Here is an 11,705-nt window from a genome sequence, read left to right as displayed (position 1 = left end):
GAACGGCGCGGGCGGCGGGGGCGGCTGCAGAGGCGGCCCGGGCGGCTGCCGGGGCGGCTGCTGAGGCGGCGCGTCCTCGGGGGAGACCAGCTCGGCCAGCCGGCCGGCCAGCAGCCCGCCCAGCACCACCAGCGCGGCGATGAGCGAGAACACCCAGAACGGCAGGGCCCACAGCGCGAACTGTGCCTGCACCAGCGCCAGGAGCAGCACGGCCAGCACGACACCCGTCACGCCGCCCCGCCTGCCGTGCACGCTCACCCCGCCCAGCAGGACCGCGGCCAGGACGATCACGGTGTTGGTGAACCCGGAACCAGGCGTGGCCGCCTGCACCCGGGCCAGCAGCGCCAGCCCGCCGAGCCCGGCCAGCAGGCTCGACCCGCCCAGGCCGACGACGGCGCCGAGCAACGGCGAGCCGAGCTTCAGCGACGGCAGGACCAGCGCGCCGACGATGGAGATCAGCGCGAACAGCACGAACCACAACCAGCCCGGCACGTCACCGAAGAACGGCGCGGGCACCACCCGCGTGTCCGTCAGCGCCAGGGTCAGCATCTCGACGGCCGTGGCGGCGCCCAGCGTGACGGCCCAGGACGGGGCCGAGACCGCCGCCGTGAACAGCCCCAGGAGCACCCCGGCCAGCGCCGCGACGAGCAGCGCCACGGCCGCCGCCACGATCCCCTGCCCCTGCTCCACAAGGATCACCGCGGTGAGCGCCCCGGTGAAGGCGGCGATCGACCCGACCGCGAGGTTGGGCGTGCCGGTGCGGAAGGACAGCGCCATGCCGGTCGCCATCAGCCCCAGCGGCCCGGCCAGCGACAGAACGTTGACCAGATGCCGGCCAGGCGCTGTGGTGAGCGCCACGACGAGCATCGCGACCGTGACGATCGCGAGCAGGCCTTCCCAGACGAGAACCACGACTCGACCTCGCATACCCGCGATCATCCTCGGGGGCGAGCGCGCAATTCAAGCGCATTGGGCATACCCGGCGAACTTGCGCGGCCGACGCCTCGCCCGCCCGCTCGGGCGGGGGCCGTGCCGCCACCCGGCGCGGACCCAGCACAATGACCTTCATGAACATTCCTTTCGCCATGGTGGACGTCTTCTCCAGCGAGCCCCTCACCGGCAACCCGGTGGCCGTCGTGAGCGACGCGGAGGTGCTGCCGGTGGAGACGATGCGGCGCATCGCCCGCGAGTTCAACCAGTCGGAGACCACCTTCGTCCTGCCCGCGAGCAGCCAGGACGCCGACCGGAGGCTGCGCTCCTTCACCCCCATCGGCGCGGAGGTCTTCGGCGCCGGGCACAACACGCTCGGCGCGTGGTGGCTGCTGGCCGCCCAGGGGCGGCTGGACCTGAAGGAGGGGGCCACGACGCTGCGCCAGGAGGTCGGCGAGCAGATCCTGCCGCTGCGGATCGAGATGGCGGCGGGCGGCCCGGTGGCGATCAGCATGACCCAGGCGCCGCCCGACTTCCAGCGCGAGCCGGGCGACCCCGGCGAGCTGGCCGCCTCGCTCGGCCTGGCCGAGCGGGACCTGGTCGCGGACCTGCCGACCCAGGTGGTCGACACGGGCGCCGGCCACCTCATGGTCCCGGTCCGCGACCGCGCCGCCGTCGACCGGGCCGAGCCCAACGCGCCCCGCCTGCGCCGCTTCCTGGAGGAGGCGGGCGGGGAGGGCTGCTACGTGTTCAGCCTCGACCCCGTGAACGAGGGCTCGACCGCCTACGCCCGCTTCTTCAACCCCACGGTCGGCATCTGGGAGGACCCCGCCACCGGCACCGCCGCCGGCCCGCTGGCCTGCCTGCTCACCACCGCCGGAGTCGTCCCGGCGGGCGCGACGGTGACGATCGAGCAGGGCCACGCCATGGGACGGCCCAGCCTGATCGCCGTCCACACCGACGGCCCGGCCCCGCAGATCGCGGGCGCGGCGGTCGTCACGGCCACCGGCCACCTGCACCTGTAGAACCGGGCGCTCAGGACGTGAACGCCTCGCTCAGCTCCTGGAGCGAGGCCATGTCCTCGACGAAGCCGAACCGGCCCGCCCGCATCTCCCGGGCCCCGTCCACGAACGAGCGCAGCGCGAGCCGGGCCGGCCCGGCCCCGATGCTCACCCGCCGCACCCCGATCCCGGCCGGCTGCTCCAGCGTGATCGACGGGTCGGCGAACCCCATCACCACGTTGACCGGCCTGCCGACGGACGAGACGACCGCGCGCATCCGGTCGAGGGTGCGCAGGCCGGGCGCGTACAGACGAGCGGGACCGGCGGCCCGCGCGTGACCTCGACGGCCGCCCGGACCCGTTCGACGGCGAGCCCGAAGTCGTAGATCGCGCCCGAGCCGCCCAGGAAGCCGCCTCCGTGGATCCACACCATGACCGGCAGGTTCGCGGTGACCCGCCGCGGCGTGGTCACGTTGAGGTACAGGCAGTCCTCGGTGAGGCTCGGCCTGTCGCCGATGAAGTCCGCGTCCTGCGGGCAGGCCGGGCCGGGGCGCGTCGCGCACACCCGTCCAGGCGGCGGCGGGGCGTGGCGAGCCCCATCTCAGGGCGCCGACGGGCGGCGCCGCGTACGGGATGCCCTGGAAGAGCCGATGGTCGTCCTTGAGGGTGCCGTGCACGCGCCCGGACGCCGTGCCGGCCACCGACGGGTCGCCCGCCGCCGTCGCCGGTAACGGCGTGGCGGTGAGGACGGCGGTCAGCGCGGCCATGGACGCCATCCACGTCCGGCGGGGGCTGAGCAGGCGGTTCAGCAAGGTCTTCATGGCTTACGGCCTCCCGTTATCGATCAAGGGAGTTTTCGTGTAAGACATGCATAGTTTTTCGGGCGCACGGGTGCCGGTCCAGGGAGTGGTGGAGCGGCGGCTCAGAAGTCCAGGATCACGTAGTCGTACTCGCCCTCGCCCGCCTGCTTGAACACGCCGTCCCCGTCCAGGTCGATGAAGACCGTCAGGTACAGGTCCTGGCGCTGGTCGGCCATGAGCGTCGTGGTGCCGTTCCTGAACACCGACGAGAACAGCACCGCGTCCTGCGTCGCCGAGCGGTGCGTCACCCGGGTGCCGGCCAGGTTGTTGTGCCCGTCGTCGCGCACGTACAGCGTCCCGGAGCCCTGCTCGTAGTCGGCGATCCCGGTGCCGGGCCGGAAGCACGGATGGTCGCTCACCTTGCCGCCCGCGGTGATGTCGAAGACGGAGTCGGCCGTGAACGCGCACACCTTGGCGGGGGTGTTCTGCGGCAGGGTGGGGAAGCGCAGCTCGAACGGGCGGCGCTCCAGCTTGGCGGTCGTGACGGGTTTGTCGTCGGTGATGGCGAGCGGACGGGGCTTGCCGTCCTGCCAGAACTCCAGCCCGATGCGGGGCGTGCGCAGCACCTCGGCCGCGGGCGTGGTGCTGGCCGACGGCGACGGGCTGGGCGAGGGGCCGGTGCGGACCTGCTCGCCGCGGCCCCAGTTGGAGACGACGACGGCGATCGCGACCACGGCGATGACCAGGGCCGCCGCGGCCGCCGCGCCGGTGACCACGGTGCTCCGGCTGCGGGGGGAGGGGTTCGTGACCGGGGGAGCGGCGGGCGGCGTCGTGCCCGGCCACGGGGTCTGGCCGGGCGGCGGCAACGCGTCCTTGAGGGGGCGCGGCGTCCCGGAAGGCGGCGGCGGGCCCGTCCGCCCCGGCGGCGGGGTCACGTGCCCCGGCGGTGTCGCGTGCCCTGGTGGCGTGGCGTGCCCGGCCGGTGGCGTCGCGGGCATGGCCGAGGGCGTCGCTTGCATGGCGGGCGGAGGAGTGGCGGGCCCGGAGCGGGGCCGAGGCGGGTACGACCTGTGCGAGGCCGGCGGCGGCCCGTAGAACGGCGTGGTGCCGTGCTTGTCCATCAGCCCGAGCACCGCCTGCTGGGCGTTCGGCCGCCGCGACGGGTCCTTGTTCAGGCAGGCGGCCACGTACCCGCGCAGCGCCCCGCCCAGGTCACCCAGGTCCGGCTCGGCGTTCAGGATGCGGTTGATCACCGCGGGCAGCGGCTCGTGCCCGAACGGAGGCCGCCCGGTGGCCGCGTACACGATCGTGCACGCCCACGCGAACATGTCCAGCGGCGGCCCCGCCGGATGCGCGGCCAGTTGCTCGGGCGCCATGTACGCGGGCGTGCCCACCACGCCGCTGGCCGTGGCGGTGCTGGCGTCGAGCGGGCGGGCGATGCCGAAGTCGATGACGCGGGGGCCGTCGGCGGCCAGCAGCACGTTGGCGGGCTTGAAGTCGCGGTGCACCACGCCCGCCGCGTGGATGGCGCCCAGCGCGGTGGCGGTCGCGATGGCCAGCCGGTCCAGGTCCGCGCCGCGCAGCACGCCGTTCTCGCGCACCGCCTCCTGAAGCGACGGGCCGTCCACGTACTCGCTGATCACGTACGGCGGGTCGGCGTCGGGGTCGGCCGCCAGCACGCGCGCCGTGCAGAACGGCGCCACCCGTCGCAGCGCCGCCAGCTCCCGCTGGAAGTTACGCCTGGCGTCGGTGCCGGGCCCGAAATGGGCGTGCAGCAGCTTGACGGCCCCCTGCCGCCCGTCACCCGTGACGCCCAGGTAGACCGTGCCCTGCCCGCCCGCGCCGAGCCGCCCGCGCAACGCGTAACCGGCCACCTCGCGCGGGTCGTTCGCCCGCAGGGGACGCAGGCGCCCGGCCACGCCGTTGCCCTCGCGCGGCTGGGACGGCGTCTGCATGGTCCTGATTCTGCCGGATGGACGGCGATCTGTCCGTCAACAGCGACGGCCGGGATCACCGCCCACCCGGCGCCGGGGAGAGGCCGGTCAGCGCTTGACGGCCAGCCCCGCCGTCGGGAACAGCGGCACCCGCCGCGCGTCGAGCGTCCTGGCCTCGCCCGGGCCGCACGTCGCCAGCAGCAGGTGGTTCACCAGCGCGTCGTCGATCGGGCTCGGCTCCAGGGTGCCGTCGTCGTTGAGGTGCTGGTACTTCGACAGGTTCAGGCCGAACGACGCCTGCCGCCTCCCGTCCTGGCTGGTCAGCGACTGCGTGAGCATCCCGAACACGCCGCCGTCGTGCCCCCAGAACCGCCCGCACGGCAGATCCAGCGGATAGATCCCCAGCCCGTAGTCGAGCGTGAACCCGCCCACCGAGACCGGCACCGTCTTCTGCATCTCGGCCAGCCGCGCGCCGTCGATCAGCTTGCCGCGCAGCAGCACCCGGTAGAACCGGTTGAGGTCGTCCATGGTCGACACGATCGCCCCGGCCATGTACGCCCACGACATGTCGTACACGCTGTAGTCACGCGGCGGGTCGATCAGCCCGTACAGCGACTCGTACGCCTTGGAGTGCGGCCCCGGGATGAACGGCGTGCGCGGGAACGACGTGTGCCGCAGCCCGGCCTTGCGGATCACGTTGCGGGTGATGTACTGCTCGGCGTCGACGCCGGTGACCTTCTGCAGCACCAGGCCCGCGATCACGTAGTTGACGTTCGCGTACGAGCCGGGCGTCGCCCCCGGCTCCCCGGTCGGCGCCGCGTCGAGACCGAACCTGACCAGCTCCATCGGCGTGATCCGGCGGAAGCGGTGCTCGTCCAGGCTGGCGCCCGAGCCGGCCACCAGCGAGGGGAACGCGCCCGCGACGAAGTCGCCGATGTGACTGGTGTGGTCGAGCAGCATCCGCACGGTGATCCGCCGGCCGCGCTCGCCGGGGATCAGCCCCGGCAGGTAGCGGGCGACCGGGGCGTCCAGGTCGATCGTGCCGCGCGCCACCTGCTGCAGGATCGCCACCGAGACGAACGTCTTGGAGATGCTGCCGACGCGGTGCGTCATGTCGGGCCGCACCGGCCGCCGGGTCACCACGTCGGCGACGCCCGCCGCGCCGCGCCACGCCTGGCTCCCGTCGCGTACGGCGGCGTAGAGGCCGTACAGGCCCGCCTCGTGCACGGCGTCCAGCGACTGCTGTAACGCGCGCCCGCCGAGCTTGTCGCCGGGGGAGACCTGGGCGGGGGAGACCGCGGCGGAGGCGGTCGCGGCGGGCGCGGCCCCTGTGGCGAGCAGCGCGCCCGCGGCGGCCGTGGCCAGCGCCGCCCTGACCCGGCGCGTGACCCTGTTGTCCCATCTGGATGTCATGGCAGACAGCCTGATCCCTCAGGGACGCCGGAGGTCAGTCCACTGAGTCACCGGGTCCGTATGACAGCGGTCATGCCGAATCGATGACATCTCGTTCGCGCAGGTAGGAGTGGAGTTCGGCGGCGCCGGCGAGCATGGCGAGGCCGCGGGCGGTGAGCCGTTCGTGCCACTCGCGCAGCGTCGACTCCAGCGGCGCCACCCCGCCCGCCGCCCGCACCTGGTCCAGGAGCAGGGAGATCTCCCTCAGCAGGTAACCGCCGCGCCGGAGCTGGTGGGCCAGGTGGACGTCACGGACGTCGGCGGCCGAGTAGACGCGGTACCCCGTCTTCGGGTCGCGCCGCGGGCGGACCAGCCCGGCCCGCTCCCACTTGCGCAGCGTCGCCGGACGGATCCTGAGCTGCCGGGCGAGCGGCCCGACGAACGTCACCCCCGCCGCGACCGGCTCCGGCGTGCCCGACAGGTCACGCAGCGCCTTCTCGACGGCCGTCAGCGTCCGCCGGTCGTTCAGGAGCTGGGCGTGGCTCTCGTCGACCAGGGTGAGCGCCTCCCGCACGGCGTCCTCGTTCACCGCCCGCATGATCGCCGTCGCGGTCGCGTGGCCGTGCGCCGGCACGAGGGCCGTGAACGCGCGCAGCGCCCCGGCGTGCAGCGGCGTGTAGACGCGGTAGCCGCTGGCGGTGCGGCCGGCGGGCGGCAGGATGCCCGCCTCCTCGTAGTTGCGCACCGCCTGCGTGGACAGGCCGTGCCGGCGAGCCAGGTCCACCGGTCTCACGCTGTCTCCTCGTTTTGAAGGTTTCCCGGGCATTGTCGCCGTCGTCGGCGACCAAGTTTACACAAGTAGTTCAGCGATAGCGTAGAAGGCATCGCTACCAGGACGGGAGTTCGGCATGACATTCGACGGATGGACGTTCGCGGACGGCGAGGGCGCCCGCGACGCGCTGGCCGGGTTCCTCCGGTCGCTGCCCGCCCGGCCGCGGCTGCTCGCGCTCGGCGAGCCCGCGCACGGGGTGGAGGACTTCCTGCGGCTGCGCAACGAGTTCTTCCGGCACCTGGCCGAGCACGAGGGCTACCGGTCGGTCGCGGTCGAGAGCGACTGCCTGAAGGGCCTGACGGTGGACGCGTACGTCGCGGACGGCGTCGGATCGCTCGACGAGGTGATGCGCGACGGCTTCAGCCCCGGCTTCGAGGGGTCGGCGGCCGGCCGTGAGCTCGTCCGGTGGATGCGCGAGCACAACCAGGGCCTTCCCGCCGGCGAGCGGCTGCGGTTCGCCGGGTTCGACGGGCCGCTGGAGATGAGCGGCGCCGCGAGCCCCAGGCAGGCGCTCATCGCCCTGCACCGCTACCTGTCCGCCCACCTGGAGGCCGGCCTGGTGCCGTACGCCATCGACGCCGTCGAGACCCTGATCGGCGACGAAGAGCCGTGGAGCAGCCAGGCCGCGCTGCTGGACCCGGCGCAGTCCGTCGGCTTCGCCCGCCCGGCCGACGTCGCGGAGCTGCGCCTGATCGCCGACGACCTGCGCACCCTGCTCACCGCGCACACCCCGGCCCTCGTCGCGGCCACGTCGCTGGACGACTGGCGGCGGGCCCGCCTGTACGCGCGCACCGCGGCCGGGCTGCTGCGCTACCACGCCGCGATGGGCGACACCACCACGGCCAGGCTGCCCCGGCTCATGCGGCTGCGCGACACGATGATGGCCGACAACCTGGACGCCCTCCTGGCCGACGGCCCGGTCATGGTGTTCGCCCACAACAGCCACCTCCAGCGGGCGCGGAGCCACTGGCGGCTGGCCGGGCAGGACCTGGACTGGTGGAGCGCCGGGGCGATCGTCGCCGCCCGGCTGGGCGACCGGTACGCCTTCCTGGCCACCGCCGTCGGCGCCGCGCCCCGATGGGGGCTCGGCGCCCCGGAGCCCGGCACCGTAGAGGCCGTCCTGGACACGCTGCCGGAGAGCCGGCTCGTCCGCACCGATCGCCTGACGGCGGAGCTGGGGGAGTCCGCGCCGGCCATGAGGACCGGCGACTTCACCCGCCAGGGCTACTTCCCGCTGGACCCCGGACTCCTCGGCGGGTCGGACGGGATCGTCTTCCTCAAGCGGCTCACCGGGGAGCACCCCGCATAGGCGTCCTGTCCTGGGGGTATGCGTCCACTTCTGGAAGGGGTGGTCACCGATGCTCACCAGGTTGGCGGAGCTGTGCCAGTTCGGCGCCGAGGCCGTCGCCACGTACACCAGGAACGGCCTGCTCGGCCCCGTCCCGCCCGCCGAACTGGCGCGCATGGTGGAGGCGTACCGGCACTTCCACGTCACCCTCGCCACGGGCGTGGCCGTCGCCGCCGCCCGCTGGCCGGACCGTACGGCCGTCATCGACGAGGACGGGTCGCTGACGTTCGCCGAGCTGGACGAGCGGGCGGCGCGGCTGGCCTCGGCCCTGTACCACCAGGCCGGGGTGGGGCCGGGGCGCACGGTGGCGGTCATGTGGCCGAACCACCGGGGGTTCGTCGAGGCGGTCGCGGCGGTGTCCCGGCTGGGCGCGGACCTGCTGCTGGTGAACACCGGACTGGCCGGCCCCCAGCTCCGTGACGTGCTGCGGCGCGAAGGGGCGCACACGCTGATCGCGGCCCCGGAACTGCCGCCGGTGAACTTCCCCACCGTACGCCCGGACGAGCTGACCGGGACGGCGACCGGGCTGTCCGCGGCGGGGACCGGGTCGTCTGCGGCGGGGACTGGGCCGTCTGCGGGGGGAACCGGGCCGTTCACGGCGGCGGCCGGACCGTCTGCGGCGGGGACGGGACTCGCCGGGGCGGAGGCCGAGCCGCCGGTGCCGTCGCGGGCCGGGCGGCTGGTGCTGCTGACGTCGGGGACGACCGGCGCGCCCAAGGGGGCCACGCGGCGGCTGTCGGCGGGCGCGCTGGCCGAGCCGTTCACCTCGATGCTGGCCACCGTGCCGCTGCGCTCCGGCGAGCCGATGCTGATCGCGCCGCCGCTGTTCCACGGCCTCGGCCTGCTCTGGTACGGCGTGGCGCTGGTGCTCGGCTGCCCGGTGGTGCTCATGCGCCGCTTCGACGCCGGGGCGGTGCTGCGCGCACTCGCCGAGCACCGGGCCGGCGCGCTGGTGGCCGTGCCCGTCATGCTGCGCCGCCTGCTGGCCGCCGGCCCCCGGCCGCTGCCGCACCTGCGCGCGGTCGTCTCCGGCGGGTCCGCGCTGCCGCCCGACCTCGCCACCGCGTTCATGGACGGCTACGGCGACGTCCTCCACAACCTGTACGGCTCCACCGAGGCCGGCTGGGTCACCCTGGCCACCCCCGCCGACCTGCGCGCCGCCCCCGACACCATCGGACGGCCCACCCGAGGCGCGACCGTCGTGATCGCCGGCGAGGACGGCCGCGAACGGCCCGCGGGAGAGGTGGGACGGGTGCTGGTCGGCGGCGGCCTCACCTTCGGCGGCTACTCCGGCGGTCGCGAACAACCCCAGGAGAACCCGGGTGGCCTGCTGGCGACCGGTGATCTCGGGCACCGGGACCCGGGCGGGCTGCTGTTCATCGACGGCCGCGAGGACGACATGATCGTCTCCGGCGGCGAGAACGTCTTCCCGCAGGAGGTCGAGAACCTCCTGGCCCGCCACCCCGGCGTCGCCGACGTGGCAGTCCTCGGCATGCCGGACGAGGAGTACGGCCAGCGCCTGGCCGCGTACGTCGTCCCGGAGCCGGGCGTCACCCTGTCGCCCGACGAGATCAGACAGGCGGTCAAGACGGAACTGGCCGGATTCAAGGCCCCACGGGACGTCGAGTTCATCGAGAGCGTTCCCCGCAACCAGGCGGGAAAGGTGGACCGCGCCCGGCTCACGGAGCCGCGTCGAAAGACGTGAGCCGCGGCCGGACCGATTTTCCAGCATCACCGTAACCTGGGGCCGCGATCGCAACAGCGGTCATTCGCCCGCGTTCAGAGTGTGCCCCTGTGTGCCAGATTACGTCCCGTCGAGTGGTGTGGATCTGGCCACGAAGGAGGCCGTGCCCTCGACGAGGCAGGCCATCGTGTGACGTTTCTGCGTGAAAACCGTCAAGTCGCACGTAGAGGAGAATCAACGCGATGGCCCTGGATCAGTCTGCCCTGTGAGAAGTCCTTGCGGTACTGAAGAACTCCGAGGCGAACGAGCGCATCCAGCACGCCGCCCAGACCATTTGCCAAGCCCTCATCGAGGCGGAACTGACCGCGGTGATCGGCGCCGCCCCCAGGCGAGCGCATTCAGGATCGCACCGCGCAGCGCAACGGACATCGGCCGCGCATGCTGACCACCACCGCAGGCGATCTGGAGTTGCAGGTCCCCAAGCTGCGCACCGGCCTGTTCTTCCCCAGCCTGTTGGAACGCCGCCGCCGGGTGGATCAGGCGCTGTTTGCGGTGGTGATGGAGGCCTACCTGCACGACGTGTCCACCCGCAAGGTCGACGACCTGGTCAAAGCCCTCGGCGCCGACTCCGGCATCTCCAAGTCGGAGGTCTCCCAAGCCGTCACCGTGGCCACCGGAGTGACCGGCGACGGCCGCCGCGAAGTCATCGGCTTCTCCGTAGGCGACAGCGAGGACGGCGCGTTCTGGACCGTGTTCCTGCGCTCGCTCAAGGGCCGCGGTCTGGTCGGGGTGCAGCTGGTCATCAGCGACGCCCATGCCGGCCTGCTCATCTCCATCGGCGCGGTCCTGCTCGGTGCCGCCTGGCAGAGGTGTCGCTGCACTTCCTGCGCAACGTGCTCGTCACCGTCCCCAAGGGCTCGGCCGGGATGGTCGCCGCAGCCATCCGCACCATCTTCGCCCAGCCCACCCCATAGACGGTACGCGACCAGCTCGGCGTGATCGCCGCCATGCCCGGCCGCCAGTTGCCCAAGATCGAGACGATGCTGCACGAGGCCGCCGACGACATCCTCGCCTTCACCGCGTTCCCACCCGCGCACTGGAAAAATCTGGTCCACCAACCCGCTGGAACGGCTCAACAAGGAGATCAAACGCCGCACCGACGTGGCCGGCGTCTTCCCCAACCCGAAGCCCACGACGGATGGCAGGTTGCCGACCGCCACTACCTGTCCGAAAGCTCCATGGCCCTCATCACGGCACCCAGCACCGACCAGCAGGGGTGACACACACCGAACTGATGACGGCATAGTCAACCCAGCAGAGCCTCATGCGACAACCGAACTACACCACTCCGCGGGACGTGACCCACCGCGCTCGACGCCTTGATCCTTGACATCGTCCGAGGTCAGGGGCGTGCGTGTCGCCAGTAACGAGGTGAACTGCGGAACCCGTGGGAGAAGGTCCAAGTCGCCGCCCGGTTCGCCAACCTGGCCACCACGCTACGTTACAACCACTTCGGCCGGCGGCTCGCTGACCACGCCGTCTACCGGATCGAAGCCGATTTCGCCGAACGACAGGAGCCGCCACATGGGGAGAAGGACACACTGCTTCCTTCAGGACGCAGCCCGTGACCAGCGGATGTTGCTGAGGTTGTACGGGGGGGTTCCGGCGTACGCGCGGGTCGTCGTACTGCGTGGACAGCACGATGTGGGTGTCCATCAGGCCGTGTTTGCCGATCTGTTCCAGCACGCCTTCGAGGTGGGCCAGGGAGGAGGCCCTGACCTTGAG

At 72.9% G+C, this 11,705-nt stretch carries 9 protein-coding genes and 2 pseudogenes; 5 read left to right on the top strand and 6 right to left on the bottom strand.

The genetic code is table 11. The annotated features are described in order from the left end of the window. The coding region (locus tag KME77_RS03420; protein WP_219461841.1) for an ABC transporter permease subunit at window positions 1-912 on the bottom strand (912 nt) is incomplete at its 3' end. A gap of 155 nt (window positions 913-1,067) precedes the next feature. Here KME77_RS03420 and KME77_RS03415 point away from each other — a divergent pair. Beyond that, a complete protein-coding gene (locus KME77_RS03415; RefSeq protein ID WP_219461840.1) occupies window positions 1,068-1,955 on the top strand; it encodes a PhzF family phenazine biosynthesis protein in 888 nt (295 codons plus the stop codon). A 10-nt stretch (window positions 1,956-1,965) separates the two neighbouring features. Here the strand turns inward: KME77_RS03415 and KME77_RS03410 are convergent, their stop codons facing one another. Together KME77_RS03410 and KME77_RS03405 are read right to left on the bottom strand one after the other, a co-directional pair. Continuing rightward, entirely contained in the window at window positions 1,966-2,208 is a 243-nt protein-coding gene (locus KME77_RS03410; protein WP_219461843.1) for a beta/alpha barrel domain-containing protein, read from the bottom strand. Next, window positions 2,163-2,607: pseudogene (locus tag KME77_RS03405) on the bottom strand (carboxylesterase family protein). The gene KME77_RS03410 and the pseudogene KME77_RS03405 overlap by 46 nt, the downstream one beginning before the upstream one ends. Between KME77_RS03405 and KME77_RS30180 the strand changes: the two are divergent. Further along, entirely contained in the window at window positions 2,597-2,794 is a 198-nt protein-coding gene (locus KME77_RS30180; RefSeq protein ID WP_308250527.1) for a hypothetical protein, read from the top strand. The pseudogene KME77_RS03405 and the gene KME77_RS30180 sit on opposite strands and share 11 nt — an antisense overlap. 58 nt (window positions 2,795-2,852) lie before the next feature. On the opposite strand, the gene KME77_RS03400 is transcribed toward KME77_RS30180, so the two are convergent. The 3 genes from KME77_RS03400 to KME77_RS03390 form a co-directional block, all read right to left on the bottom strand. Then, window positions 2,853-4,685 (bottom strand): serine/threonine-protein kinase, encoded by a 1,833-nt coding sequence (locus KME77_RS03400; protein WP_219461837.1) that lies wholly within the window; start codon window positions 4,683-4,685, stop codon window positions 2,853-2,855. An 87-nt stretch (window positions 4,686-4,772) separates the two neighbouring features. Beyond that, complete coding sequence (locus tag KME77_RS03395) at window positions 4,773-6,077, bottom strand: serine hydrolase domain-containing protein (RefSeq protein WP_219461836.1); 1,305 nt, start codon at window positions 6,075-6,077, stop codon at window positions 4,773-4,775. Window positions 6,078-6,147: 70 nt separating this feature from the next. After that, window positions 6,148-6,882, bottom strand: coding sequence for a TioE family transcriptional regulator (locus tag KME77_RS03390; protein ID WP_219461834.1), 735 nt, complete (start codon window positions 6,880-6,882; stop codon window positions 6,148-6,150). An 82-nt stretch (window positions 6,883-6,964) separates the two neighbouring features. On the opposite strand from KME77_RS03390, the gene KME77_RS03385 reads away from it, so the two are divergent. From KME77_RS03385 to KME77_RS30455, 3 genes and pseudogenes are all read left to right on the top strand, one after another. Further along, window positions 6,965-8,197 carry an erythromycin esterase family protein gene (locus KME77_RS03385; protein WP_219461833.1) on the top strand — a complete coding sequence of 411 codons (1,233 nt, stop codon included), beginning with the start codon at window positions 6,965-6,967 and terminating at the stop codon, window positions 8,195-8,197. A gap of 49 nt (window positions 8,198-8,246) precedes the next feature. After that, on the top strand, window positions 8,247-9,941 hold the full coding sequence (locus tag KME77_RS03380; RefSeq protein ID WP_219461831.1) for an AMP-binding protein: 1,695 nt from the start codon (window positions 8,247-8,249) through the stop codon (window positions 9,939-9,941). Window positions 9,942-10,204: 263 nt separating this feature from the next. Continuing rightward, window positions 10,205-11,200, top strand: a pseudogene (locus KME77_RS30455) (IS256 family transposase). Window positions 11,201-11,705 lie beyond the last annotated feature (505 nt).

The organism is Nonomuraea rhizosphaerae, from assembly GCF_019396405.1.
Classification (GTDB): domain Bacteria; phylum Actinomycetota; class Actinomycetes; order Streptosporangiales; family Streptosporangiaceae; genus Nonomuraea; species Nonomuraea rhizosphaerae.
The sequence above is the reverse complement of the archived record's forward strand: the minus strand, read 5'-3'. Positions and strand labels throughout refer to the sequence as shown.

Coding starts and splice junctions, on each gene's coding strand:
- KME77_RS03415 (WP_219461840.1), top strand. CDS start 1,068: ATGAACATTCCTTTCGCCATGGTGGACGTCTTCTCCAGCGAGCCCCTC.
- KME77_RS03395 (WP_219461836.1), bottom strand. CDS start 6,077: ATGACATCCAGATGGGACAACAGGGTCACGCGCCGGGTCAGGGCGGCG.
- KME77_RS03410 (WP_219461843.1), bottom strand. CDS start 2,208: ATGCGCGCGGTCGTCTCGTCCGTCGGCAGGCCGGTCAACGTGGTGATG.
- KME77_RS03380 (WP_219461831.1), top strand. CDS start 8,247: ATGCTCACCAGGTTGGCGGAGCTGTGCCAGTTCGGCGCCGAGGCCGTC.
- KME77_RS03400 (WP_219461837.1), bottom strand. CDS start 4,685: ATGCAGACGCCGTCCCAGCCGCGCGAGGGCAACGGCGTGGCCGGGCGC.
- KME77_RS03390 (WP_219461834.1), bottom strand. CDS start 6,882: ATGCCCGGGAAACCTTCAAAACGAGGAGACAGCGTGAGACCGGTGGAC.
- KME77_RS03385 (WP_219461833.1), top strand. CDS start 6,965: ATGACATTCGACGGATGGACGTTCGCGGACGGCGAGGGCGCCCGCGAC.